General features: G+C 61.1%; 23 protein-coding genes, 3 tRNA genes and 1 other RNA gene. 9 read left to right on the top strand and 18 right to left on the bottom strand.

Annotated features, from left to right (window positions below; genetic code table 11):
* Positions 1-11: 11 nt before the first annotated feature.
* The 5 genes from cbiB to FZX13_RS00605 all read right to left on the bottom strand — a co-directional run bounded on the left by cbiB (position 12) and on the right by FZX13_RS00605 (position 4,756).
* On the bottom strand, positions 12-1,031 hold the full coding sequence (gene cbiB, locus FZX13_RS00585) for an adenosylcobinamide-phosphate synthase CbiB (protein WP_226406385.1): 1,020 nt from the start codon (positions 1,029-1,031) through the stop codon (positions 12-14).
* A 119-nt stretch (positions 1,032-1,150) separates the two neighbouring features.
* Positions 1,151-2,146 carry a ketol-acid reductoisomerase gene (ilvC, locus tag FZX13_RS00590; protein ID WP_115023782.1) on the bottom strand — a complete coding sequence of 332 codons (996 nt, stop codon included), beginning with the start codon at positions 2,144-2,146 and terminating at the stop codon, positions 1,151-1,153.
* Between the two features lie 62 nt (positions 2,147-2,208).
* A complete protein-coding gene (locus FZX13_RS00595) occupies positions 2,209-2,811 on the bottom strand; it encodes an ATP-dependent Clp protease proteolytic subunit (protein ID WP_115023781.1) in 603 nt (200 codons plus the stop codon).
* 94 nt (positions 2,812-2,905) lie between these two features.
* Positions 2,906-3,574 carry an ATP-dependent Clp protease proteolytic subunit gene (locus tag FZX13_RS00600; RefSeq protein ID WP_115024307.1) on the bottom strand — a complete coding sequence of 223 codons (669 nt, stop codon included), beginning with the start codon at positions 3,572-3,574 and terminating at the stop codon, positions 2,906-2,908.
* Positions 3,575-3,598: 24 nt separating this feature from the next.
* Positions 3,599-4,756 carry a PIN/TRAM domain-containing protein gene (locus FZX13_RS00605; RefSeq protein WP_115023779.1) on the bottom strand — a complete coding sequence of 386 codons (1,158 nt, stop codon included), beginning with the start codon at positions 4,754-4,756 and terminating at the stop codon, positions 3,599-3,601.
* A gap of 39 nt (positions 4,757-4,795) precedes the next feature.
* Between FZX13_RS00605 and hemW the strand changes: the two genes are divergently transcribed.
* Complete coding sequence (gene hemW, locus FZX13_RS00610; RefSeq protein ID WP_226406387.1) at positions 4,796-6,007, top strand: radical SAM family heme chaperone HemW; 1,212 nt, start codon at positions 4,796-4,798, stop codon at positions 6,005-6,007.
* 469 nt (positions 6,008-6,476) lie between these two features.
* Here hemW and FZX13_RS00615 read toward each other — a convergent pair whose 3' ends face one another.
* Both FZX13_RS00615 and panB read right to left on the bottom strand, forming a co-directional pair.
* Complete coding sequence (locus tag FZX13_RS00615; RefSeq protein WP_170951066.1) at positions 6,477-6,635, bottom strand: hypothetical protein; 159 nt, start codon at positions 6,633-6,635, stop codon at positions 6,477-6,479.
* 775 nt (positions 6,636-7,410) lie between these two features.
* Positions 7,411-8,220, bottom strand: a complete 810-nt coding sequence (gene panB, locus FZX13_RS00620; protein WP_226406389.1) for a 3-methyl-2-oxobutanoate hydroxymethyltransferase — start codon at positions 8,218-8,220, stop codon at positions 7,411-7,413.
* 43 nt (positions 8,221-8,263) lie between these two features.
* Between panB and ffs the strand changes: the two genes are divergently transcribed.
* Positions 8,264-8,360: signal recognition particle sRNA small type (gene ffs, locus FZX13_RS00625), an RNA gene on the top strand.
* Positions 8,361-8,402: 42 nt separating this feature from the next.
* Here the strand turns inward: ffs and ftsZ are convergent.
* The 5 genes from ftsZ to miaB form a co-directional block, all read right to left on the bottom strand.
* Positions 8,403-9,512, bottom strand: a complete 1,110-nt coding sequence (ftsZ, locus tag FZX13_RS00630) for a cell division protein FtsZ (protein ID WP_115023773.1) — start codon at positions 9,510-9,512, stop codon at positions 8,403-8,405.
* A 117-nt stretch (positions 9,513-9,629) separates the two neighbouring features.
* On the bottom strand, positions 9,630-10,412 hold the full coding sequence (locus tag FZX13_RS00635; RefSeq protein ID WP_226406391.1) for a cell division protein FtsQ/DivIB: 783 nt from the start codon (positions 10,410-10,412) through the stop codon (positions 9,630-9,632).
* 50 nt (positions 10,413-10,462) lie between these two features.
* The gene (locus tag FZX13_RS00640; RefSeq protein WP_226397868.1) at positions 10,463-10,873 is read right to left on the bottom strand and encodes a hypothetical protein; all 411 of its coding nucleotides are present in this window, start codon (positions 10,871-10,873) and stop codon (positions 10,463-10,465) included.
* 23 nt (positions 10,874-10,896) lie between these two features.
* Entirely contained in the window at positions 10,897-11,949 is a 1,053-nt protein-coding gene (locus FZX13_RS00645; RefSeq protein WP_226406393.1) for a D-alanine--D-alanine ligase family protein, read from the bottom strand.
* 51 nt (positions 11,950-12,000) lie between these two features.
* Positions 12,001-13,395: a tRNA (N6-isopentenyl adenosine(37)-C2)-methylthiotransferase MiaB gene (miaB, locus tag FZX13_RS00650; protein ID WP_226406395.1), complete on the bottom strand. Its 1,395-nt coding sequence runs from the start codon at positions 13,393-13,395 to the stop codon at positions 12,001-12,003.
* A gap of 74 nt (positions 13,396-13,469) precedes the next feature.
* On the opposite strand from miaB, the gene FZX13_RS00655 reads away from it, so the two are divergent.
* Positions 13,470-14,555: a dipeptide epimerase gene (locus tag FZX13_RS00655; protein ID WP_226408179.1), complete on the top strand. Its 1,086-nt coding sequence runs from the start codon at positions 13,470-13,472 to the stop codon at positions 14,553-14,555.
* 40 nt (positions 14,556-14,595) lie between these two features.
* Positions 14,596-15,678 carry a DUF1611 domain-containing protein gene (locus FZX13_RS00660; protein WP_226406397.1) on the top strand — a complete coding sequence of 361 codons (1,083 nt, stop codon included), beginning with the start codon at positions 14,596-14,598 and terminating at the stop codon, positions 15,676-15,678.
* Between the two features lie 5 nt (positions 15,679-15,683).
* Here FZX13_RS00660 and FZX13_RS00665 read toward each other — a convergent pair.
* Positions 15,684-15,756: transfer RNA gene (locus tag FZX13_RS00665), tRNA-His, on the bottom strand.
* A gap of 105 nt (positions 15,757-15,861) precedes the next feature.
* Here FZX13_RS00665 and FZX13_RS00670 point away from each other — a divergent pair.
* The 3 genes from FZX13_RS00670 to FZX13_RS00680 are packed head-to-tail and all read left to right on the top strand — an operon-like array spanning position 15,862 to position 18,875.
* Entirely contained in the window at positions 15,862-16,230 is a 369-nt protein-coding gene (locus tag FZX13_RS00670; RefSeq protein WP_226408181.1) for a DUF4359 domain-containing protein, read from the top strand.
* A complete protein-coding gene (locus FZX13_RS00675; protein WP_226406399.1) occupies positions 16,227-17,507 on the top strand; it encodes an amidohydrolase family protein in 1,281 nt (426 codons plus the stop codon). The genes FZX13_RS00670 and FZX13_RS00675 overlap by 4 nt, the downstream gene beginning before the upstream one ends.
* Positions 17,508-17,525: 18 nt before the next feature.
* Positions 17,526-18,875 carry an FAD-binding oxidoreductase gene (locus FZX13_RS00680; protein WP_226406400.1) on the top strand — a complete coding sequence of 450 codons (1,350 nt, stop codon included), beginning with the start codon at positions 17,526-17,528 and terminating at the stop codon, positions 18,873-18,875.
* Positions 18,876-18,878: 3 nt separating this feature from the next.
* On the opposite strand, the gene FZX13_RS00685 is transcribed toward FZX13_RS00680, so the two are convergent.
* The 5 genes from FZX13_RS00685 to murA form a co-directional block, all read right to left on the bottom strand.
* Positions 18,879-19,367, bottom strand: a complete 489-nt coding sequence (locus FZX13_RS00685) for a pentapeptide repeat-containing protein (RefSeq protein WP_226397861.1) — start codon at positions 19,365-19,367, stop codon at positions 18,879-18,881.
* A 53-nt stretch (positions 19,368-19,420) separates the two neighbouring features.
* Positions 19,421-20,635, bottom strand: coding sequence for a dihydrofolate synthase (locus tag FZX13_RS00690; RefSeq protein WP_226406402.1), 1,215 nt, complete (start codon positions 20,633-20,635; stop codon positions 19,421-19,423).
* Complete coding sequence (locus FZX13_RS00695) at positions 20,636-21,817, bottom strand: aspartate aminotransferase family protein (RefSeq protein WP_226397859.1); 1,182 nt, start codon at positions 21,815-21,817, stop codon at positions 20,636-20,638. It lies immediately after the preceding gene.
* Positions 21,818-21,830: 13 nt separating this feature from the next.
* Positions 21,831-21,913: transfer RNA gene (locus FZX13_RS00700), tRNA-Leu, on the bottom strand.
* 33 nt (positions 21,914-21,946) lie between these two features.
* Positions 21,947-23,248: a UDP-N-acetylglucosamine 1-carboxyvinyltransferase gene (murA, locus tag FZX13_RS00705; protein WP_226406404.1), complete on the bottom strand. Its 1,302-nt coding sequence runs from the start codon at positions 23,246-23,248 to the stop codon at positions 21,947-21,949.
* A gap of 150 nt (positions 23,249-23,398) precedes the next feature.
* Between murA and FZX13_RS00710 the strand changes: the two genes are divergently transcribed.
* Positions 23,399-23,482 (top strand) — tRNA-Leu (locus FZX13_RS00710).
* Positions 23,483-23,517: 35 nt separating this feature from the next.
* On the top strand, positions 23,518-23,766 hold the full coding sequence (locus FZX13_RS00715) for a hypothetical protein (protein ID WP_115024300.1): 249 nt from the start codon (positions 23,518-23,520) through the stop codon (positions 23,764-23,766).
* Positions 23,767-23,814: the final 48 nt, after the last annotated feature.

Consider the following 23,814-nt stretch of genomic DNA (forward strand, 5'->3'; position numbering starts at 1 on the left):
CTGAAAGGTGTTTAGAGAGTGATCACCAGCTGGCTGATCACAAAAGTACTCAGCCAGAGGGTCTCAAGACGCCCTGATGCGTTGAGCACACATCTGACGAGGTGCACGTTGGCCGTTGGCTGGCCAGCCCCAAGCACCGGTTTCAGAACCCGGCGCTCTCCATAACGGTTTTCCCCGCCAAGTTGGATCCCGATGCAGTGGGCGTAAATAGCTTCTGAGCGACCTGCATTCGGTGATGGGTCTGCCGCTCCATCCCGTTCCGCTAAGAGCACCCGTTGCGCCCAGCGCGTCCATGGAGGACAGACGAGGGGCAACGTCAGCATGACCAGACGGCAGGGCAGCCAGGTGAGCAGATCATCCAGGCGTGCACCCGCCGTTCCCAGCCAGCGCAGGCGACCCGTGCGATAGCCGAGCATGGAATCGAGCGTGCTGCTGGCCTTGAAGGCCCAGGCCAGAGCAAGTGGTCCTGGGCCTGAGGGCATGCCCATCCAGAGCAACGCACCGATGCCCATCCAGAACAACGGTGCGAACACGCCATCTACAGCGTTTTCTGAGGCTGTTTCGGCTGCAGCTCGGAGCAGCCCAGCTTGATCCAAGTTCTGCACGTCTCGTCCAACGATCCAGCCCAGCTTCTGGCGTGCCGGTTCGAGGTTGCCATCTGCCGATGGCGGAAGGGCGTTCAGTACCGCCAGCACGCTGTCCGTCAGGCTGCGGGCCGCCAGGGCGCTGGCAAGGCTCAGGGTCACAACTGCGATGCCAAGCCACTGCCATGGGGAGGGAAGCCAGAGCAGGCGCTCCACGCACCAGCCCGCAAGGGCGCTGCCAGGCACCAGGATCAAGGTGATCAGTCCACCCCCAAAGCGCAGCTTGATGGGATGCTCCCCAGCCCATTGCTCGACCCTGCACCGCAGCTGCCGGATCCACCAGCCCATCACCACCACGGGATGGAGCATCCGGCTCGGGTCACCGATCAGCTGATCCAAGAGGGCTGCCCCGAGGATCAGCAGGCTTCCCATCGCTCCTGAGTTCATTGGCGGGGACCGCTCAGGAGCCAACAAAAAGCCCCGCTCACTACCGAAAAGGCAGCAGAGCGGGGGGTGTGGTGAGTGCTGGAGTGAGATCCCACCGGGCGATCAGTGTTCGCGCTGAATCAGGCGTCCTTTAACCAGCTGAACATCGAGCGGAGTCCCTTGCCCACCTTCTCAATCGGATGCTGTGCATCACGGTCGCGCACCTTTTTCATTTCGGGCTTGCCGGCTTCGCACTCGGCTACGAAGTTCTTGGCGAAGGTGCCGTCCTGGATGTCAGCCAGAACGCGTTTCATCTCGGCTTTGGTGTCGGCGGTGATCAGCCGGGGGCCGCTGACGTAGTCGCCGTATTCCGCGGTGTTGGAGATCGAATCGCGCATGGAGGTCAGTCCTCCCTTCACCATCAGATCCACGATCAGCTTCACCTCGTGCATGCACTCGAAGTAAGCCAGTTCGGGCTGGTATCCAGCTTCCACGAGGGTTTCGAAGCCTGCCTTGACCAGTTCGGACAGACCGCCGCAGAGCACAGCCTGCTCACCGAACAAATCTGTTTCGGTCTCTTCCTTGAAGTTGGTTTCCAGGATGCCGGCACGGGTGCCGCCGATGCCTTTGGCGTAGGCCATGGCCAGGCCCCGTGCGTTACCGGACGCGTCTTGTTCGATCGCGAACAGGGCAGGAACACCCTGACCGTTCTGATATTCCCAGCGCACGGTGTGGCCTGGGCCCTTCGGGGCGATCATCACCACGTCCACATCGGCAGGGGGTTTGATCAGCTCGAAGCGGATGTTGAAGCCGTGAGCGAAGCTGAGCACCTTGCCTGCATTGAGGTGGGGTGCGATTTCTTTCTCGTAGACGTCCTTCTGGAACTCGTCAGGCAGCAAGACCATGATCCAGTCGGCCTTGGCAGAGGCATCGGCCACGCTCAGAACCTCAAGTCCATCGGCTTTGGCTTTCTCGGCCGACCGGCTGCCGTCATAGAGGCCCACAACCACATCGACCCCTGAGTCCTTCAAGTTCAGGGCGTGGGCATGACCCTGGGAGCCATAACCAATGATGGCCACGGTCTTGCCATTCAGCAGACCGAGATCGGCGTCGGAGTCGTAGAAAAGCTGGGCCATCCGGGGCGGGCTTGCGCAACAGTGCAGTGGACGAGCTTACGCAGTGGCCTGCCCCGTTCCGATCAGGCTTCGTTGGGGTGTGAGATCACGCGGTCGATGAGCCCGTATTCCTTGGCTTCCTCGGCGCTGAGGAAGTAGTCCCTGTCAGTGTCCTTCTCAATCTTTTCGAAGCTCTGCCCACTCATGTCAGCCAAGGATTGGTTGAGCATCTCCTTCATCCGCAGGATCTCTCGTGCCTCGATTTCGATGTCACTGGCCTGGCGCCGGCTGGTGCCGCCAAGGGGCTGGTGAATCATGATCCTGCTGTGGGGCAAAGCGACACGTTTGCCTTTCGTTCCGGCCGCCAGGAGGAAGGCACCCATGGATGCGGCGAGGCCGACGCAGATGGTGACGACTTCGCTCTTGACGTACTGAATGGTGTCGTAGATCGCGAGTCCAGCTGTGACGGAGCCGCCGGGGGAGTTGATGTACAGGTAAATCGGCTTGCTGCTGTCTTCTGAGTCGAGATAGAGCATCTGGGCCACGAGGCTGTTGGCGATGCCGTCATTGACTTCAGAGCCAAGGAAGAGGATCCGCTCCACTCCAAGACGGGTGTAGATGTCGACCCAGCGCTCCATCTGGCTGCCTGGGAGGCGGTAAGGAACGCTGGGAGTACCGATCGGCATGGTTCAGGACGCTGAAAAGTGGGTGCAAGTGGGGCGGATCAGATGCCGCTAGTCAGACGGAGCTAGTCAGACGGAGCTAGTCAGACGGAGCTAGTCAGACGGAGGTATTGCCGGGCAGTTCTTTGCGGCTACTGAGCACGCGGTCGATGAGTCCGTACTCGACGGCTTGTTGGGGTGTCAGGTAGCTCATCCGGTCGGAGTCCTTACTCAGCTCCTCCACGGATCTTCCGGTGTTGGTGGAAAGGATTTCAAGCATGGCCTGCTTGTTGTGCAGCACTTCCTTGGCCCGGATCTGGATGTCCGTGGCTTGGCCGCGGGCACCGCTGCGGGGCTGGTGCAGAACGATGGAGGAGTGGGGCAGAGCAGCCCGTTGGCCTTTTGTTCCTGCTGAAAGGATCACCGCTGCCGTACCCATGGCTTGACCGATGCAGATGGTGTGCACCGGGGGTTTGACGTAGCGGAGGGTGTCGCAGATGGCGAAGGCTTCGGTCTCGAAGCCGATCGCTTCTCCTGAGTACCAGCTGGTTCCCGTGGAGTTGATATAGAAGTAAATCGGCTTTTCTGGGTTGTCGAATTCCAGAAAGAGCAGCTGAGCAATGATCAGCTCAGTGACATCGATTCCCATCTGACGCTTGGCATCGTCGTCAGAGAACAAGGGCAAGCCCAAGTAAACGATCCGCTCCTTGAGTAGGAGGGACGGAAGGTCGGGAGGTGGTGTGCGCATCACGGCGCTGTCGCCGTAGTACGGGGCCGAAGTTGTCATCTCCACCATCGCGGTGAGGCGAGCCTAGCCGGGGTCAGCGGGCTTGCGGTGGCTGGTTTTGGCCGGTTTTCCCTGACTTTTCGATTTGGTTGAAGTCTTGGTGTCGGTTGTTGCATCTTTGGAGTCCAGACGGGCGAACACCATCCGACCCGTTGGCGTTTGCAGGGCACCAGTCACCACCACAGGCTTGCGTTGGCCGATCAGCGATTTTGCATCGTTGACCACCACCATCGTTCCGTCGTCGAGATAGCCGACGCCCTGGCTCTCCTCCTTGCCCTCACGCACGATCTTGAGTTTGAGTTCATCGCCGGGTTGCACCTCAGGCCGCAACGCGATCACCAGCTCACTCAGATTCATCACCTTCAGTTCTTTCACCTGGGCGACCTGCGCCAGGTTGAAGTCTGCGGTTACCAGGGTTCCGCCCGTGTCAGAGGCCAGCTGCAGCAGACGGTCGTCTGTTCCCTTCCCGTCGTAACGGGTGCTGTTGATCACAAGCCGTCGCCCGTAGGTCTCCCGTAGATCTTTCAGCAGCTTCAATCCGCGCCGGCCCTTGGCCCGTTTCTCAACATTGGTGGAATCCGACAGCTGCTGCATTTCATCGATGACTGATTCAGCGACGATCACTTGTCCTTCCAGCAAGCCGCACGCAAGCATTCCGCGGATCCGACCATCGATGATCACGCTGGTATCGAGGATCTTGGCCGTGGCTGGGGTGAGCACCCCATCGGCCACCAGCAGGGCTTCCGTGCTGGCGGGATTGAACAGGCGCAGCAGCGTGCGGCCATGCACCTCCGCCAGGTTGCTTCCCAGAATCCCGAAAAAGACATTGCTCACCACTGCCAGCAGCGGTTTGAGCAGGGCAATTCCCCCGGAGAACGGAAGCAGCAGAACGGGCAACAGCAGCAGATTGGCGACCAGCAGCCCGAGGATCAGGCCGACAGCCCGGCTCACCAAAAGATCGGTGGGCATGGTGCGCACTTGCTGCATCAAGCGCACCCGGAGCCTTTGAAACACCAAGCCGGCAATGACTCCGATGCCGCCTCCCGACCCGCTGAGAATCAGCCGGAGCCGTTCGGCATCAGTGGTTTCGGTGACCAGTCCGTCTGGAAGCAGATGAACTCCCATCCATCCGGCGGCTGCACCGGAGACCACGAACAGAAGAAGGATGAGCGGATCCACCATGGGTTCAGGTCGTGGCAGCTCAATCCGGATGCCAGAAGCATGCCCTATCCCATCCCTCCCCGCAGCGCTTATCTCCACATTCCCTTCTGCCACCGGCGCTGTTACTACTGTGATTTCGCGGTTGTTCCCTTGGGGGATCAAGCCCGTGCCGACCAGGGGCCTGGCAGTCGCTCCATCCGCGAGTACCTGAGCCTTCTGCATCGCGAAATCGCTGCTGCCCCAGTCGGTCCGCCCCTGTCCACGGTCTACATCGGTGGCGGGACGCCATCGCTCTTGTGTCCGGATCAGATCGCTGCACTGCTCGACGCCTTGGCGGAAAAGTTCGGGCTTCAGCCCGGTGCGGAAATCACCCTGGAAATGGATCCGGCCACCTTTGACTGCGCGCAGCTGTCTGCGGTTCTCTCCCTTGGGGTGAATCGCATCAGCTTGGGAGGGCAGAGCTTTGACGACTCGGTGCTCGAACAGCTGGGGCGGCGGCATCGGCAGCACGACCTTCAGGCGTCGATCGACTGGCTGGTGCAGGCCCGGCGCGACGGAGTCCTCCAGTCCTGGAGTCTCGACCTCATTCAGAACCTGCCAGGTCAGACCGTGGCCGCGTGGGAGGAGCAGTTGGATCAGGCCATTGCCAGTCAGGCCCCCCATCTCTCGATCTACGACCTTTCGGTGGAACCGGGCACCGTGTTTGATCGTCAACGCACACTTGGCGCGCTGAAACTTCCGGATGACGACCTCGCCGTTGCGCTGATGGACCTAACCACGCATCGGCTGGCTGCTGCAGGCCTCAGCCGTTACGAGATTTCCAACCATGCCCGGCCTGGCCATGCCTCACGTCACAACCGGGTGTATTGGAGCGGTGCCGGTTGGTGGGGATTTGGAATGGGAGCGACATCAGCGCCCTGGGGGGAGCGCTTGGCGCGACCACGCACACGGGCTGCCTACGCGGCATGGCTCGACAGCCGTCCTGAGGAAAACGTCGCCGAGGTTGGTCTTCCACTGGATGACCAATTGTTGGTGGGGCTGCGGCGCCGGGAAGGGGTGACGCTGCATGGCTTTGATGCCGATGCACTGGTCCGTCGCTGGCAGCCGTTCGTTGAGCGTGGATGGCTGCAGCAGCGGGCAGGTCGTTGGTGCCTCACCGACCCCGAAGGAATGGCTGTCAGCAATCAGGTGCTGATTGAGGTGATTCTGTGGTGGGAAGAGGTTTCGGAGAGGACTGCTAAGGCCAAAAGTCAGTCATATCCATTGAGCTGATGAACAAGAGGCTGCTGTTGCGACTGGTATCAGCGACTTGGGCGAGACACGTCTGAATGACAACTTCGCGGAGCATGCCAAAAAAAAGAGGTAGGCCCCTCAGCCCACCCCCAAACGACGTATTGAAGGCACCACTGCCTTCGAAACAATCTTCGCTGACAGGCGAACCCTCGCTGGGTATCAAATGCACCAAATTAGGCATTAATCACTAGCCAAATCTCCTCAAGTTGGCTGTGAAGATGAGCTGGGCGCCAGCACCACTGCAAGCGCTTGGGAGGCGGAATGTTCGCGGGTTCCCTCGCCCGCGTCTCCCCAAACGCTTAAATCAGCCGAATCAGGTCTCGATAAAAGTCTCCTATCACTGATCGGTAATCAGGTAGGGATCAACAAGAGTTGGTTCCACTAGAGAAAATTTCGACTAGTGCACATCTTTTGCCTGGCGTTGCAGTGCATCATCTGGTCAGGCAGATCAAGCAGGATCACCCATCAACTCTGAAATATTAGGCATGGGATCCGCCTTGCCGTCAGCAATTGCGCGAGCGCGAAGGTAAAACCAGCTCTCCGTATCGCCCTTGGCTTCCATGCTCTCAGCGATGGAGATCCAATTGTTGATTTCAGCTTGATCCATGGGGAAGCAAATAAAAAATCTCCGGAACCCCTCAGAACCAGAGATAGTTCAACTGTCTGGTTGCAGCTCAGCTGTCAGACCCTTGGATTTTAAAAATCGAGAGCAGGCAACGGAGGTACGGATGACCGTTGCCACCGGCCCCATGAGTCGTGGCTGTTTGTATGGGCGTACCAAGGGGTTCGGTGTTCGTGGATCCCAGCAACCTCGTCGTCAAGCTTGCAGCCCTCTTCCTCCGCGTCCGCCGCGGGCACTTCTTGATCGTTGGCGGCGCTCATGTTGAGCAGGGGGACTGGTGGATGCCTCAACCTTCAATGGCGATCCAGGGGTTGAAATGAGTTTTCTGACGGATAGGCCGGCTTGCATCTCCTGCCTATCAAGGAACAAGTTGCCACAAGATCATGGACATGATGTTTTTCATTGGCATGAACATCGCTCTTCTCGGGTTGCTCGTCTATGGCCTGCTTACAGCCAGGGAGAAAATCAAGGCTGGCCGTAAAGAGATCATCTGAAGTGTCAGCCCACTGACTGATACTTCCCGGGCTCACAACACCTGACGTTCTTGCTGGCATTTATTAGTCCACAACGGCGTCGGTCCTGTACTTCACCATCGGTGCGGCACCACCACAGCCGGCTGGCGGTACCGAAGCTGAACGAATGTCTCGTTTGCAACTCACTTGCAACCGCATCGATTCTTCTAATCACTCAGCCACTCATCTCCAGGTTTCGCATCAGTCGAAGCCCTTGTGGCGCGCGGCTTTTTAGGCTCTGATTGGAATTATTGATTGTCATGGGTCTTTCCTGTGATGGGTGGAGTTTGGTTCCGGGTCTGGTTGACCCACCCCTTCAACGCCTCAATGAACAGTTGGCGCCCATCCACAAGGGCCGGACTGAACGGAGGTTGTTTTGTTGTTAGGCCCAGCAGGTCTGCCGTGACGCGCACCTGGCCATCGCAGCTCTCACCAGCTCCTATGCCGATCACGGGAATGCTCAGGGCTTGTTGCACCTTGCTCGCCAGCTCCGACGGGACATGTTCCAGCACCAGAGAGAAGCAACCCTTCTGTTCCAGAGTGCGCGCCTGATCCAGCAGGCGCTCTTGGCTGATGGCATCCGTGGCCTGACGGCGATAGCCCAGACGATGCACGGCCTGTGGGGTGAGGCCAAGGTGCCCCATCACGGGAATGCCCATCCGCACCAGTCGGTCGATCACGGTCACGACCTCAGGCTCCGCTCCCTCCAGCTTCACTGCGGCAGCACTGGACTCCTTCAGCAGTCGGCCTGCAGCCGCTACGGCACGGTCTTCGCCGCACTGGTAGCTGAGAAAGGGGAGGTCGCAGACCAGCAGGGGTTGATCGGCCGGCATGGCTGTCAATCCCCGCGCCACCGCCTGCGTGTGATGGAGCATCTGATCCAGGCTCACAGGGAGTGTTGTGGCATGGCCCAGCGCCACCATGGCCAGTGAATCGCCAATCAGCACCACATCGGCACCGGCTGCTTCTGCGAGAGACGCAGAGAGGCTGTCCCATGCAGTGAGCACGGCGATGGGGTGGCCCTTCTGCTTGAAGCGGGTCAGATCAGAAGGACGCATGCAGCTTGAGAACCCCTCGGGGGCTCATTGCTAGCATTCTGCCGACTCGGACCCATGCGGCTCCGACGCCCAAATCTGGTCAGAACCGGAAGGGAGCAGCCACACGGGATGCTCAGGGCAGGCGTGGATTCCGGGTCACCACTTTCAGACCGCTCGATTGAGAGTCAGATTCCTAGGGACTTTCAATCGGAGCTGTTGTTCTGCTGCTGACGGCGACGCAGGAATTCAGGGATTCTGGCGCCGTTCTCTTCAGGTTCCGCTTGAGTCGCCATGGCTGGCATGGAGCGGCTGCGCTCACTGCGGTAGGGCTGCTTGTTATCGAATCCTGTGGCGATCACCGTGACGTGAATCTCTCCTTCGAGCGCTTCATCCACCACGGCGCCCACGATGATGTTCGCCTCCGGATCAACGACGTCGTAGATGACTTCTGAAGCGGTGGTCATGTCCTCCAGGGTCATGTCCTTGCCGCCGCTGATGTTGATCACACAGCCTTTGGCCCCATCGATGCGCTCTGTTTCCAGCAGTGGACTTGCGATCGCAGCCTGGGCTGCCTCCACGGCTCTGGACCGGCCAGAACCGATGCCGATGCCCAACAGTGCTGTACCTGCCTCGGTCATCACGGAGCGAACGTCCGCGAAGTCAACATTCACCAGGCCGGGGCACGTGATGATGTCACTGATGCCTTTGACGCCCATCCGTAGGACATCATCTGCACTGCGGAATGCCTCTTGAAGAGGTGCTCCGCCGATGGCCTCCCGCAGCCGGTCATTGGGAATCACGATCAGGGTGTCCACATGCTCTGCCAATCGAGTGATTCCTTCGTCGGCCTGACGCATGCGACGGCGGCCCTCGAAACTGAATGGCTTGGTCACGATGCCAACGGTGAGAGCCCCGACTTCCCGGGCAACCTCAGCCACCACAGGTGCGGCTCCAGTTCCGGTTCCACCGCCCATACCTGCGGCGATGAACACCAGGTCAGCTCCCTGCAGTGCGTCGTGCAGATCAGTGCGGGATTCTTCGGCTGCTTTCTGACCGATGGTGGGGTTGCCCCCGGCGCCGAGTCCCCGGGTCAGAGTTTGCCCGAGCTGTAGCCGTTGCTGGGCCTGGGATTGGATCAGAGCCTGGGCATCCGTGTTCAGAACGCGATAGCCAACACCCTCAAGATCGCTAAGGATCATGCGGTTGACAGCATTGCTGCCGCCCCCACCAACGCCAATGACCTCGATGCGGGCGGATTGGCTGGGCTGGATTCCAGCTGCCGTGTAGGACCCTGAGCCGCTCACCATCTCCATCGTCGAGGCTGAACCAGTTGGTTGCGTTGCATTATGTCCCTGAAGCCCTGTCCTGGCTTCAACAGATCACAAACCAGGCGCTGAGGTTGTGGTCTCCAGATTTTCAACGCTCTGGTCTCAGGGTTGCGAATTGGCGTTCTGGGGGACGGGTGGATTCGCTAATTGCAGTTCCGGACGGTCGGGATCGCTGAGATCAAGACTGCTTTTCCGGGCTTGGCGTAGATGCTCCGGCAACGTGTTGTTGAGGTGGATGATCGTCTCGATCTGGGTGTTGAGCAGGGCTGGTTCGCCTCCGAGATCAATCCTGCCCAGGCTCGTTGTGACAAGGCTGATGTCTCCGTCGGGGTGCACCACGATGGTTTTCAGCATCCCCTCGAAGCGATCCCGTTGTTGCAACAGCTCAGCGACATAGCCGCGTTGCTGTTCGTTCCAACCGCGCACCAAGATTTTTGTGAGCGGCTGCGGTGATGCGTCATTCAGGCTCATCCACTGCCCTTTGGCATCTAACAAGCCTCGTTCCCGCCCAGCGGGACCCTGACGCACAGCCTGGGCGATTGGGATCTGTGGCTTCAGGTTGACGATGAGGCTAGCGGGCAGCATCTGGCGCTCCACCTGAGCGCTGCGCACCGGCAGGGAACGCATCAGCTGTTGTTCAAGCGTCCTGGGACTGACCTCCAGTAGGGGTTGGGGAAAGCGCAGATTGGCCGCCTCGACGACTTGGTCCGTCTCAAGGGCAGCGCCACCCTCCAGGATCACCGCCTCAGGGCCAGGCAGGGTCCAGCCATGGCGCAGCAGGATCCAAGCGAATCCTCCGCTGAGAACAAGCATGGCCACGAGGCGCCAAAACTGAACCAACAGGGTCAGGCGCCGTTGACGGCGCAATTCCCTGCGACGGGCCATCTGGGCTGAGATGGGCCGTTCAGATGCTTTGTGTTTGCTGATGACCCGGCTCAAAGGTCGCACCGGGCCCGGGCCATTAATTGCTCACCCCAGCTGCGAGCGCGGTCGGCGTCGGAGAAGGGAACATCCATCTGCAGGTCTTTGCCGATGAGTCGCAGTCGACAGCGCCCCTGGGATTCATCCGTCAGGGGGGCATCACCGGAGGCAAGTGACATCAGTTCCACAAGCTCGAGCCGGCAGACATCAAACGAGCCCTGATCCTGAAACTTGCCGGCCTCAAAGCTGCTCCAGTGCAGTTCCCCGTCTTTCAGTCGGGCACCACCGCATCCGTCGAGCTTGGCCAGTTCCGAGCCTTCGGCCCAGGCACGAAACAGGTTTTGGCGCCGCCGTTCCAGCCATCCAAGCGAGGCCAGCAGCACAAAGGCCAGCAGTAGAGGAAACCAGAGCAGTCCGTGGCTCATGGGTCAGGCGAAGGACGCTGCGTTCATTCTCCTGCTGTTTGGATCAGTTGGTGAACCAACTGGTCGAGTGTTACGCCACTGGCCGCCCAGAGCATGGGGAACATGCTTTGTGCCGTGAAGCCGGGCAGGGTGTTGATTTCGTTGATCCAGAGCTGATCGGTGCTGTCGTCGTAGAAGAAATCCACCCGACCCATCCCGTTGACGCCAACGGCAGCGCAAGCCTGCAAGGCCTGAGCACGGATGCGGTCACTCACTTGATCGGGCAGGGGAGCTGGGATCAATGTGGTGCTGCGCCCAGCGGTGTATTTCGTGTCGTAGTCGTACCAGTCCGCATCAAAACGAACCTCGCCGACCACCGACGCCTCGAGCGTGCGCCCCCCCAGCACGGCGCATTCCACTTCCCTGGCGTTGACGCCCTGCTCCACCACCAGCCTTGGGTCGAGCGCTGCTGCCTGGTCGAGGCCAGCCTCTAGTTCCTGGCGCGAACGGACCTTGCTGATGCCCACAGAGGAACCAAGATTGGCCGGCTTCACGAAGCAGGGGTAATTCAGTTCTGTTTCAATCCGGTCCAGGAGAGCGGATCGGCTGTTGGGCTCCTCGAGTTCGGAAGCCAGCAGCGACACGTAGGGCACTTGAGACAGCCCGGCGCCGGCGAAAGCGGACTTCATCGCTTGTTTGTCCATGCTCACTGCTGAGCCAAGAACTCCGGCACCCACGAAGGGTTTGCCGGTCAGCTGGAACAACCCCTGAATGGTGCCGTCCTCTCCATTGGGACCATGCAGGACCGGATACCAGATGTCGACCGCATCGCAACCCTCAGGGAATCCTTGGAATCCTGAGGGAGGCAGCGGCGGTGTGAGCTCCGGAGCGGTTTCGGAGGCCAGGGTCGTCTCGGCGGGATCCGTTCCCCACCAGCGCCCATCACGGTCGATATAAATCGCCTGGACGACATAGCGATCTGTGTTCCGTCCGCTGCGCAGGCCGCGAACGACGGTCGCCGCAGATCGGATTGACACGTCGTGTTCTCCAGAGCGGCCTCCAAAGACGAGCCCGACCGTGATGGGACTGGACGGCATGGCTGCTGCGACCCCTGAGCAGTGGGAGCGCCAAAGGTATCAGCGTTGAGCTCAGCGGGGCAGGGGGCTACCGCTGAGTGAAAAGGAGCGAACGGCATCAATGCGTACTTGCACAAGATCGCCGGCTCCATAGACGTGACCATCCGGTCCGGTGGCACTGAAGAAGGTCAGGCGATTGGTGCGGGTTCGCCCCATGAGTTGCGATGGGTCCTTGGGGTTGATGCCTTCCGCCAGCACTTCTTCGGTTCGGCCCTCGTAGCGGGCATTGGCCTGGCGGGCGCAGCGTTCCACCAGGGCATTGATCTCGCGCAGGCGTTCCACCTTCACCTCCTCCGGCAGCTGGTTGTCCCAGTTGGCGGCGGGGGTGTTGGGCCGTGGTGAATAGGCCGCCGTGTTCACCTGGTCGAACCCGATCTCCTCGATCAGATCGAGGGTACGGCGGTATTGCGCATCGGTTTCGCCGGGGAAGGCGACGATCACATCAGCGCTGAGGGAGGCGTCGGGCATGCGTTCGCGGATGCGGTCGATGATCCGCCGGTAGCGCTCCACGGTGTAGCCCCGGGCCATGGCCTGCAGAACATCGTTGTCACCGCTCTGGAAGGGAATATGAAAGTGCTCACAGAGCTTGGTCAGGTCGGCACAGGCATCGATCAGCCGCTCGGTGAAATAGCGCGGATGGCTGGTGGCAAAGCGGATCCGTTCAAGGCCCTCCACGTCGTGGACGTGATGGAGCAGATCGGTGAGGGTGTGCTGGCGGCGACCTTCTGGGGTGATGCCCGGCAGATCCCGGCCGTAGGCATCGATGTTTTGCCCCAGCAGCGTGATCTCCTTGTAGCCCTGGGCAGCGAGCCCCTCCATTTCCAGCTTGATCGCCTGGGGCAGTCGCGATTGTTCTTTGCCTCGTACCGAAGGCACCACGCAGTAGGTGCAACGTTCGTTGCAGCCGTAGATCACGTTCACCCAGCCGCAGATGCTGCTGTCCCGTCGCGCGGTGGTGATGTCTTCAAGGATGTGATGGTCTTCGGTGGCGACCACCTGCTGGCCGCTGTCCACCTGAAGCAGCAGGGTCTCGAGGCGATTCGCGTGCTGCGGTCCCATCACCAGATCCAGCTCCGGCACCCGCCGCAGCAGTGATTCGCCCTCCTGCTGGGCAACACAGCCCGCCACTACCAGGGTGAGATTGGGGTTGCTGCGTTTTCTCTGGGCCTGTCTGCCGAGGTAGCTGTACACCTTCTGCTCGGCGTTGTCCCGGATGGTGCAGGTGTTGTAGAGCACCAGATCGGCATCCAGTTCGGCCGACGCCTCCCGGTAGCCCATGGCCTCCAGGATTCCCGCCATCCGTTCGGAATCCGCCTTGTTCATTTGGCAGCCAAAGGTGGTGATCCAGTAGCTGCCCCGCTGGGGCTGGGCGGTGGCGTTAGTGGCGAGGGGGGCGGAGGCGACCAAGACTCGAGCTCAAGCCTTCTCAGTGTGAGCCACAGCGGTGTTGTGTCAGTTTGGGGATTGGTGCTCGGGTGTTGATGGGCTGGGCCCTCAGGCGGTTTTCGCTCACCAAGGCTGTGCCCCTCACGATCAGCCGGGGCACCACAGCATCTGTAGTGCGCTTGGAGCTCAGGCTTGACCGGGATGGTCTGATCGGTCGCGGCGAGACGGGTGGATTCGAAACCGGTCATCGGGCCTTTGCGCTCGAGGCGGTGGAAGAGGAGCTGCTTGCGTTGCTGCCGCAATTGGATGCTTTGGATCCCGACCGTCCGCAACAGTTCGAGCCCCTGCTGGCGGCCTTGAGTCCGCCGGCCCGTTGTGCCATCGACCTGGCCTTGTGGGACTGGTATGGGCAACGGCTCGGCCACCCGTTGTGGCGGCTCTGGGGATTGGATGCGGCCGAGGGTGTTGCGACAAGCGTCACCCTGGGACTGGCCTCTGTGACTGCTGTGCTGGAGCGTCTGGACCGCTGGTGGACCCAGCTGCCGGCGACGCGGGTGAAGCTCAAGTTGGGCAGTCCCGATGGGTTGGACCACGACCGGAGCCTGCTCGAGGCGGTCGCCCAGGCCATCACGCAGCGGTCCCAGCGGCAGGGGCTGGCGATGGAACTGCAGGTGGATGCCAACGGCGGTTGGACCGTGGATCAGGCCAAGCGGATGCTGGAGCCCCTGGCAACACACCAGGTGGTTCTGCTGGAACAACCCCTGGCTCCCGATCTGGATCCGGCGTGCGATACGGCGGGCTTCGCGGCACTGCATCCGCACTGCCCAATGCCTCTTGTGGCGGATGAAAGCTGCTGGGATCTGGAGGATCTGCTGCGCCTGGCACCGGTGGTGGATGGCGTGAATCTCAAGCTTCTGAAGACCGGGGGGCTTAGTCAGGCCCTGCTGATGGCCCAGGTGGCGCAGCGGAAGGGGTTGGACCTGATGGTGGGCTGTTATTCCGACAGCTCACTGCTCAACGGTGCTGCGGCCCAGTTGCTGCCCCTGATTCGTTGGCCCGATCTCGACAGCCATCTCAACTTGGTTGACGATCCATTCGCTGGTCTGGATCTGCAGGACGATCGCTTGCACCCTTCATCGATGTCTGGATTGGGGATTCGCCCCGCGGCAGTCAGGCCTTGAGCTGCACTGCTATCGGTGTGCGTGAAAGCACAGCAGCTTTATGAGCGGGATTCAGGCGCCGCCAGGATTTCGAGAGATGCGCTTGGTGCTGCTCCAGCACGGCGGTTTGGCCAGTCTCACCGGCAAGACCGGGCTGGCCATGCTGCGCCACCGTGCCGGCCCGATCGTCGCGGTGATTGATCCAGACCATGCCGGCCAGCCCCTGCAGCAGATCACCGGCATCGAGCGAGACGTGCCGGTGGTGGCGGATTTGGCCGCGGCGCTTCCGTATCAGCCGGAGGCAGCTGTGGTTGGCTTGGCTCCCTCTGGTGGGCGGCTGCCGGATCCTGTTCGCCACGATGCCCTGGCGGCGTTGCGCGCAGGACTCCACCTCGCCAGTGGACTTCATACCTATCTGGCCAATGATCCGGCATTGGCAGAAGCCTGCTGGCCCAACCGCTGGATCTGGGATCTCCGACGGGAGCCGGAGGCTCTCGGTATCGGCCAAGCACGGGCTGCAGCGCTGTCCTGTCGACGCCTTTTGGCAGTAGGAACCGACATGGCGGTGGGCAAGATGAGCGCATGCCTGGCTCTGCTGGAAGCGGCCCAGCGATCAGGGATTCCCGCGCGATTTGTTGGGACGGGGCAGGCGGGAATTCTGATCAGTGGCGAAGGGGTTGCCCTTGATGCTGTTCGGGTGGATTACGCGGCGGGAGCGGTGGAGGCGGCGGTGCTTCGGGCGGCGGATGCTCTGCCAGAGCAGGGCCTCGTGCTTGTGGAGGGGCAGGGCTCGCTGTGTCACCCCGCATCAACCGCGACCCTGCCCCTGTTGCGGGGAACTCAGCCAACCGCCCTCTTGTTGGTGCATCGGGCCGGCCAGCAGAGCATCGATCGGTTGCCTCAGATTCCTCTTCCCGACCTCGCAACCTTGGTGAGCACCACAGAGGCCTTAGCCAGTTGGGCACGGCCTGATGATTCAGGCGCTTCAGCCAAGGTGGCTGCCGTCGCCCTCAACACGGCACGCCTTGATGAGCATCAGGCAACGGTCGAGATTGATCGGGTGAGTCAAGTTCTGGGTTTGCCCTGCACCGATCCCATTCGCTGGGGTGCCGAACCTCTGCTGAGAGCCTTGGTCGATCGTTGAAAAAGGGCGAGCGAGGGGATTCGAACCCCCGAATAGCGGCGCCACAAGCCGCTGCCTTAACCACTTGGCGACGCCCGCCGCGTCCGTGAGAATCTACCAACACGAGCCGCAGCCAGCCTGGTGTCCCCTTCATCGCGTCCGCAACGTGTGCCTGCACTGGCGCTGTTGACGGGGGGTGTCGCCATGGCCGGTGTGCTGTCGCTGGTGTTCTCCAATCCGTCCATGGACGATTACGAGGCCCATGCCGGAGCTCAGTTGGTCAAGTTGGGCACCCAGGAACTGTGCGAGGCACCGAACCTGCCCATGGTGCTGCGTCTTTGGATTCGCAATTGCCCTGAGTTGATTGCCTCTCAGCGGGATGCTCTGGCGGCGCTGGCCGGTCAGTTCACCACCCGTCGCAACTTAGGGGTGGCCAGCTTGTATTCCACCCGGATGGAAGGCAAGGAGTTGTTGCCGGGGCTGCGTCTGCCCGGCTTCGATGTGCTGAGCCTTGGTGTGGCAGGTCGTTTTGTGATCCTCAGAACCGACGCCATCAACGGTGCAGAGGAGTGACGGATGCCAAGTCGCTCCAGTCACAGTCTGAGAGTGGTGTCCTTGAGGCTTGGGTTCCCCTGGGGCTGGTTGATTTCAACCCTGCGACGCCCCTGCCAGCAATCCAGAAACAGGGGCTGACGCCTGTGCGGCTCGCCTGGCAACAGGGACGTCTGCTTGAGCCCAGGCCCCTGACGGCTGATCAGTCGCCACCATCGCGGATGGTGCTGCCGCGATTGGTGGACTGCCACGTTCATCTGGACAAGGCCTACACCTGGCAGGAGCACCCCAACCTCAGCGGCAGCTACGGAGGTGCCCTGGACGCCAACCTGCAGGAGCACAACACCCGAACCGTGGCATCCGTTCTCCAGCGCGGGGAGCATGCGTTGGAGAGGGCATTCGGCCATGGGCTGCGTGCCATGCGTAGTCATGTCGACAGTGGTGGTTCCGGTGCCGAGCCCAGCTGGGAGGCACTGCTCACCCTTCAGCAGCGCTGGCGCAGCCGCATCGATCTTCAGCTGGTGGCGCTTGTTCCCCTGGAGTTCTGGTGTTCAGCTGAAGCGGAGGATTTGGCACGTCGCGTCGCCGCCAGTGGTGGCTGCCTCGGCGGTGTTCTCACCCCTCCCTGTAGATCGGCTGCGGTGACTCATCAGCTGGAGGAGTTGTTGCGCCTTGCCGATCGCCACAGCTGCGGCGTTGATTTGCACATTGATGAGGCCGACCATGGCCCGGCCGAGGGCATGGGTCAGCTGCTGAAGGCTCTGCGGCGCGTGCCCGTCCAGGTTCCTGTCACCTGCAGCCATGCCAGCAGTCTTTCTCTGCTGCCGCCTCCACGCTTGGCACGGTTGGGAGAGCGCATGGCGGCAGCGCAGCTCCGCGTGATCGCACTACCCCTCACCAATGCCTGGTTGCTAGCGCGATCGGACGACGCCACCCCGCTTCAGCGTCCGCAAGCCCCGATCCGTCAGTTGCAACGCTGTGGCGTCACGGTGGCGGTAGCGGGTGACAACGTGGCCGACCCCTGGTTCCCCGGAGGCGATTTCGATCCATTGGCCCTCCTGGCCGCGTCGATGCCGTTGACCCAGTTGTTGCCGTGGCAGCGCCTGGGCCTGGCCCCCTTCACGACGGCACCGCCGGCCATTCTTCAACTGGAATGGGATGGGGTGCTGCGGGCTGGTGCTCCTGCGGATCTGATCTGCATGGAGGGCCAGGGATGGTCGGATCTGATGCGATGTCCCCCGCAGCGCCAGGTTCTCGTAAACGGCCACTGGGTGTCGTCTCCGGGCGCTAGACCCTGACCAGAGTTCAGCATCGTCATGGGTCGCGCCGAAGCCTTAATCGCACTGCGGCAAGCCCTCAGCGCTGTCCCTGATCTTGCGCTGTTGGCTGAACCAGCAGACCTTCAGCGTTTTTCCCGGGATGCCTTCGAGTACTCCCCGGTTTTGACACCACGACTGGAACCATGTCGTGCTGACTTGGTGGCCCGGCCTCGCACTGTGGAGGCCGTTGAACGGCTTGCCTCAGCCTGCGCCGAGCATCAGGTTCCCCTGACCCTGCGCGGGTCCGGTACGGGGAATTACGGCCAATGTGTGCCCCTGCAAGGAGGCGTGGTGATGCTCACCACATCCCTGCGTCAGATCCGATCAATTGATGCGGCGACGGGGGTGGTCACCGTGGAACCGGGGTGTGTGATGCGCGATCTGGATCAGGAGCTGCGCAGGCATGGGCGCCAGCTGCGCTTGATGCCGAGCACCTGGCGCAGCGCCACAATCGGTGGCTTCGTTGCTGGGGGCTCCGGTGGCATCGGTTCGTTGCGCTGGGGCTTTTTGCGCGATCCAGGCCATTTGCTCGGGATGGAGGTCGTACCGCTCCGTCCCGATGCCCAACGCCATCAGATCGGCGAGGTGGATGCCGAAGCGTTGAACCATGCCTACGGCACGAACGGCATCATTACGGCCCTCAGATTGGCCACCGCTCCAGTGGTCAACTGGCAACAGGTGAGTGTGGACTGCGAGCGTTGGGAGCAGGCGATTGAGTTGATGCACAGGGTCGCGTCATCCGCCTTGGATCTTCATCTAGGAACCCTGCTTGAACAGCCGCTGCTGTCGCGGATGCCCAGTTGGGGAGGTCCTGCCGAATCTGCGCACAGGTTGCTGTTGCTCGTCGCGCCGGATGGGCTCACCAGCCTGCAACGGATTGTGCAGTCAGCCGGGGCCACCCTGCGGGATCTCGGGCCTGAAGATCTTTCAGGGGGCAATGGATTGCGTGAGCTGAGCTGGAATCACACCACCCTGCATGTGCGGGCCTCAGAGCCGGGATGGACCTACCTGCAGATGCTGTTGCCGCAGCCGGAGGCTCCAGCAATTGCAGCGTTGAGGCAGCGGTGGGGAGACGACCTGATCTGGCATCTCGAGCTTGTGCGCCAGCAGGGCTGTCCACGCTTGGCCGCCCTGCCGCTGGTGCGGTGGAAGGGGGCTGAGCAGCTGGACCGATTGATGGACGACTGCAGGGCAGTGGGTGCCGTGCTGTTTAACCCCCATGTGATCACGGTGGAGGATGGCGGCCTTGGCGTCATCGACGCTGATCAGGTGGCGGCCAAGCACCGCTTTGATCCCGCTGGCCTGCTCAATCCAGGCAAGCTGCGGGGCTGGGAGGAGCGCCTCTGACGATCAGCATCCGAGGCTGTCGAAGGTGGCGACTCCGGTGCTGGGGTTGATGCCCTCGGCCTCCCGACAAAGCCGGCGTTGATCATCACGATCGAGCAGTGCGTCGGTGAAATCAGCCCCCTCGATTTGGGCATTACTGAAGCTGCTGCCTGACGCGATGATCCCCGTGAGCACGGCGTTGCGTAGATCGGTGTCCACGAAGTCGGCGCGATCCATCAATGCATCGGAGAGATCAGCATCGCGGAAATCAGCTTCGGCAAAGGCCCCCTGGGTGAGGATCGCCCCATGGAGGTTGGCGCCTTGGAAATTCGCGCCGCGGCCAACGGCTCCTGCAAAGGATGTGTTGGCCAGGTTCTGTCCCTGGAAATCTCCGTTGCTTTGGTTGGTGAGCGTGTAATCCACCTTTTCCTGGAACAAGGCCCTGTCCTGCAACCCCACCCCGGCGGAGGTGTCCAGGGCTTGGGCCGGAGTTCCCATCAACAGGAGGGGCATGAGAAGGCTCAGCAGCCAGGAAATTCGCAGCACAGTCCACGCGCAAGCTGCGTTCACTCTGCCGTTACAACGCCGCGAGCGAACAGGTCCCCGATCAGATACAGCGATCCGGCAACAATTGGCATCGGCGTTGGCCATCCATCGCTGTTGAGTTGGTTCAGCACAGTTTCAAGGCTGTCGGCCTCTTGCAACTGGTTGCCGCGGTCTGGGAGTTCCTTGAGGAGGGCCGCCCGGCACCAACTCTTGTGGCCCGGCACTGGAATGATCCAGGCTTGGTCCTGGGGCTGAAGCAAGGCCTCGAGCATGGCGGCAGCATCCTTGTGGGCCTGAATGGCCAGGATCCAGACCACACCTATGGATGCGTTGGTCCAGTGAACGCGTTCCTCGGCCAGCTGCACCGCGGCGGGTGGATTGTGAGCTCCGTCAAGGCGAAGCCGGTGCTCCCTCCAACGCACGGTCTCCAGACGACCGGGCCAGCGGGCTGTCGCTAACCCCTCACGGATCACTGCATCAGGCAGGGTCCAGCCCAAGCTCGACAAGGCCTTTAAAGCTCCAAGTGCTACAGCGGCGTTGCTTCTCTGGATTGCTCCTGCCAGGCCCAGCTCCCAGGATGATTCCAGGGGCTGCACCCACGTCAGGTTGGCCTGCTGCTTTCGGCACGTCTCGTCCAGGACGGTCTGCACGGCGGGATCTTGTGCCCCGCTGATCACGGTGGCGTACGGCGGGATCGCCGCCGCCTTCTCCATCGCGATGGCGGTGAGGTTGTTTCCCAGGTGCTCGCAGTGATCCAGTCCAATGCTGGCGACGGCAATCACGGGCCGGTGGGGATGCGCTGTTGTGGCGTCAAGCCGTCCCCCTAGGCCTACTTCCAGCACCAGGAGTTCACAGGCGTGCCGCTGAAATTCCAAGAATGCTGCGGTCACGAGCAGTTCAAAGGGGGTCAGCCGATGCCGTTCGTTGAGGGGTTGGAGAGCCTGCAACTGGGATCGCAGAGTTTCAACGGCAATCGGCTCTCCCTGGATCCGAATCCGTTCGCACCAGCTCACCAGGTGCGGGGAGGTGGTGACCCCGCAGCGGAGTCCTGCGGCACAGAGGGCTGATTCCAGAAAGCTGACGATGGACCCCTTCCCGTTGGTGCCAAGCACCTGAATCGCGGGAACCGCCTGACATGGATGGTCAAGGTCTTGGAGGGCCGCATGCATGCGATCCAACTGCAGATCCATGCCACGCAGGTCGAAGCGTGGGATCAGATCAGAGAGCTCATCCACTCAGCTGAGGCTGGAGAGGGTCGCCGCCAGACGGCGCAGCAGTTCGCGGATCTCGCGCTGGTTGATGGTCAGGGGGGGAACCATGCGCAGCACGGAGGGCCCGGCCGCTACCAGCAGAAGGCCTTGATCAATGGCGGCTTGAGCCAGCTGAGGAGCCTTCCAGCTGCTGCTTTCACGGATCACGATGCCTTGCAGTAGGCCCCAACCCCGCACTGTTTCCAGGTGCTCTGGGAAACATTTCACCAGTTCTTGGAGTCCGTCGCGCAGCTGTTCACCTCGGGCTGTGACGTTGTTGAGTAGCCCCCGCCGTTCGATCTCGGTCGCCACTGTCAACCCGGCCCGGCACGCGAAGGGATTGCCGCCAAAAGTGCTGGCGTGGTCTCCGGGTTCGAACACGTCAGCTGATGCGTTCACCAGCAGGGCACCGATGGCATGGCCACCCCCCAGCCCCTTGGCCAGGGTGAAGGCGTCAGGGGTAATGCCCAGTTGTTCGTAGCCCCACAAGCGGCCGCTTCGTCCCATGCCCACCTGCACCTCGTCGAGGATCAGCAGGATGTTCCGTTGTGTGCAGATTTCGCGCAAGCGTGAGAAGAACGCGCGGTCTCCGGGATTGACGCCACCTTCTCCTTGGAGGGGTTCCACCAGCACAGCCGCGATGGAGGGGCCGGCTTGTTCATAGCGGTTGATCAGGGCTTCTAGGGCCGAGAGATCGTTGTAGGGGAAGTAATCAAACCCGGTCACCATGGGTTCAAAACCCTTGTGGTATTTGGGTTGACCAGTGGCTGTAACAGCAGCGAGGGTGCGGCCATGGAAGCTGGCTGCCGCCGTGAGGATCACGGGCTGTTCAATGCCCCGACGTTGATGGCCATGTTTACGAGCCAGCTTGATGGCGGCTTCATTGGCTTCGGCGCCGGAATTGCAGAAGAACACGCTGTCGGCGCAGCTGTGGTTCACCAGCCACCTCGCCAGCTGCTCCTGTTCAGGAATCTGATAGAGATTTGATACGTGCTGGAGTCGTCCCAGCTGTCTGCGCAGAGCGCGATGCATTGCCCTGTCGCTGTGGCCAAGCGTGCAGGTCGCGATGCCAGCGACCGCATCGAGGTATCTCCGACCTTGCGTGTCTTTGACCCAACAACCCTTCCCTTTGGCCAAAGCCAGAGGAAAACGGCCGTAGGTGTTCATCACAGCGGATGGATGGGAGCCGGGGGACTTGAACCCCCAAGACCAGTGGCCGGCTGATTTTGAGTCAGCTGCGTCTACCAATTCCGCCAGGCTCCCGCACAGGGATTGTATTGATTGAAGGGCCCCGCTTCAGGGGATGTTGCGCTTCACCTCAGCACCCACAGCGCTGAGCTTGCTTTCGAGGTCGTCGTAACCCCGGTCGAGGTGTTTCAGGCCAGACACCTCGGTGATGCCTTTGGCTGAAAGGCCTGCCAGAACCATGGCAGCGGCTGCACGAAGGTCGGTGCCAGTGACGGGGGCCCCGCTGAGCTGGGCCACCCCCTCAACGATGGCAGTGCTTCCCTTGAGACGAATGGACGCTCCCATGCGCTGAAGTTCGGCCACATGCTGCAGACGGTTTTCGTAGATCTTTTCGGTGATCACACTTGTTCCTTTGGCCGTGCACATCAGGGCCATGAACGGTGCCTGAAGATCGGTTGGGAACCCTGGGAAAGGTTGGGTGGTGATGTCTACAGCAGTGATCTCACCTGGGGTGACCGTGACGGACCTCCCGTTGATGTCGATGGTGCAGCCGCAATCCCGGAGCTTCTGAATCACAGCGCTGAGATGCTCCGGAGTAACCGGCTCCACCACCAGTTGTGAGCGAGTGATTGCCGCAGCCATCAGAAAAGTTCCGGCTTCGATCCGATCAGGAATGACCGGATAGTTGCTGCATCCTCGGAGCTGTTCCACCCCTTCAATGGTGATCACCGGGCCACCAGCTCCGGTGACGCGAGCTCCCATGGTGTTGAGCAGGTTGGCCAGGTCCTGCACTTCAGGCTCCTGGGCGGCGTTTTCAATTGTTGAGACCCCTTCCGCCAAAACGGCGGCCATCAAGATGGTTTCAGTGGCTCCGACGCTGGGACAGTCGAGAACGATCTGAGCCCCTGACAGGCGTTTTTTACTGCCCGGAACGGACGCCGTGACGATCCCATGCTCCACATTGACGATGGCGCCGAGGGCTTTTAGGCCGCGGATGTGTTCGACGACAGGACGTGCTCCGATGCGGCATCCCCCTGGAAGGGGAACCCGGGCATGTCCCAGCCGTCCCAGCAGAGGTCCGATGCTGAAGAAACTGGCGCGCAGGCTGTTGACCAGTTCGTAGGGCGGAGCTGAACCACTCAGTTCGGAGGCGGTAAGGCGAATGCGGTCAGAGGCCCGATCAACCTGCACTCCCAGCGATTCAAGGATGGCACTCATGCCATCGATGTCTGTCAGGGCAGGAATATTGGTGAGTTCAATGGTCTCTTGACTCAGGAGGCTGGCCGTCATCAGCACCAGCGCGGAGTTCTTCGCCCCGCTGACGCGAAGCGTGCCGTTCAGGTCGTGGCCGCCACTGACGTTCAGGCGTTGCTTGAGACTCTCCTGAGACGCTTCTGCAACAGCCATCATCAATTGCCTGATCCCCGATGACAGGATTTTGCCAATACTCACTGAGACCGTCTAGACGGCCGGCGTTCAAACTGGACAGTTTGCTTCCAGGGTGTTGGATCTAGGGATCGGTGATGCCCTATGTTCATCCGGTCGAATCTCGACACGCCAGCGGATGTGGCGGAATTGGTAGACGCGCTAGTTTCAGGTACTAGTGGTGGCAACATCGTGGGAGTTCAAGTCTCCCCATCCGCACTAGTTTGTCGGAAGTCAAGCTTCTCCCGGCAACAATGATCGTTCTCAAGATCTCCAACGCCTCGGAGGTGGTTGCTTCCAAGGTTGGAAAGTTCATTGAGCTTCTAACCCCCGACTCCATCGACCACACGACTGTGGAAGATCAGGTCATTAAGAAGCTGATTGAAAATCTTGCGGCGGAAGGGATTAAGGGCGAAATCGCAGCCATTAATGGGCTTGAACTTGAAGGTGAAAATCTCAGCGTTCACAAAGGCTTGAACGTGCGTAAACACGCAGAGTTCTGATTCGTTCTCTGGAATCCTCCTCCCCCCTGATCAGCAGCCGACGCAATC

The organism is Synechococcus sp. MU1625 (assembly GCF_020514205.1).
Classification (GTDB): Bacteria; Cyanobacteriota; Cyanobacteriia; order PCC-6307; family Cyanobiaceae; genus Parasynechococcus.

Bases quoted from the DNA above. Each gene is read 5' to 3' on its own strand.
- FZX13_RS00655 (WP_226408179.1), top strand. From the start codon at position 13,470: ATGGGCTGGGCCCTCAGGCGGTTTTCGCTCACCAAGGCTGTGCCCCTC.
- FZX13_RS00695 (WP_226397859.1), bottom strand. From the start codon at position 21,817: ATGAACACCTACGGCCGTTTTCCTCTGGCTTTGGCCAAAGGGAAGGGT.
- FZX13_RS00660 (WP_226406397.1), top strand. From the start codon at position 14,596: ATGAGCGGGATTCAGGCGCCGCCAGGATTTCGAGAGATGCGCTTGGTG.
- ilvC (WP_115023782.1), bottom strand. From the start codon at position 2,146: ATGGCCCAGCTTTTCTACGACTCCGACGCCGATCTCGGTCTGCTGAAT.
- hemW (WP_226406387.1), top strand. From the start codon at position 4,796: ATGCCCTATCCCATCCCTCCCCGCAGCGCTTATCTCCACATTCCCTTC.
- FZX13_RS00645 (WP_226406393.1), bottom strand. From the start codon at position 11,949: ATGCCGTCCAGTCCCATCACGGTCGGGCTCGTCTTTGGAGGCCGCTCT.
- FZX13_RS00680 (WP_226406400.1), top strand. From the start codon at position 17,526: ATGGGTCGCGCCGAAGCCTTAATCGCACTGCGGCAAGCCCTCAGCGCT.
- ftsZ (WP_115023773.1), bottom strand. From the start codon at position 9,512: ATGGAGATGGTGAGCGGCTCAGGGTCCTACACGGCAGCTGGAATCCAG.
- murA (WP_226406404.1), bottom strand. From the start codon at position 23,248: ATGATGGCTGTTGCAGAAGCGTCTCAGGAGAGTCTCAAGCAACGCCTG.
- FZX13_RS00670 (WP_226408181.1), top strand. From the start codon at position 15,862: ATGGCCGGTGTGCTGTCGCTGGTGTTCTCCAATCCGTCCATGGACGAT.
- FZX13_RS00635 (WP_226406391.1), bottom strand. From the start codon at position 10,412: ATGGCCCGTCGCAGGGAATTGCGCCGTCAACGGCGCCTGACCCTGTTG.
- panB (WP_226406389.1), bottom strand. From the start codon at position 8,220: ATGCGTCCTTCTGATCTGACCCGCTTCAAGCAGAAGGGCCACCCCATC.
- FZX13_RS00595 (WP_115023781.1), bottom strand. From the start codon at position 2,811: ATGCCGATCGGTACTCCCAGCGTTCCTTACCGCCTCCCAGGCAGCCAG.
- FZX13_RS00615 (WP_170951066.1), bottom strand. From the start codon at position 6,635: ATGGATCAAGCTGAAATCAACAATTGGATCTCCATCGCTGAGAGCATG.
- FZX13_RS00600 (WP_115024307.1), bottom strand. From the start codon at position 3,574: ATGACAACTTCGGCCCCGTACTACGGCGACAGCGCCGTGATGCGCACA.
- FZX13_RS00605 (WP_115023779.1), bottom strand. From the start codon at position 4,756: ATGGTGGATCCGCTCATCCTTCTTCTGTTCGTGGTCTCCGGTGCAGCC.
- FZX13_RS00685 (WP_226397861.1), bottom strand. From the start codon at position 19,367: ATGCCCCTCCTGTTGATGGGAACTCCGGCCCAAGCCCTGGACACCTCC.
- FZX13_RS00640 (WP_226397868.1), bottom strand. From the start codon at position 10,873: ATGAGCCACGGACTGCTCTGGTTTCCTCTACTGCTGGCCTTTGTGCTG.
- cbiB (WP_226406385.1), bottom strand. From the start codon at position 1,031: ATGAACTCAGGAGCGATGGGAAGCCTGCTGATCCTCGGGGCAGCCCTC.
- FZX13_RS00715 (WP_115024300.1), top strand. From the start codon at position 23,518: ATGATCGTTCTCAAGATCTCCAACGCCTCGGAGGTGGTTGCTTCCAAG.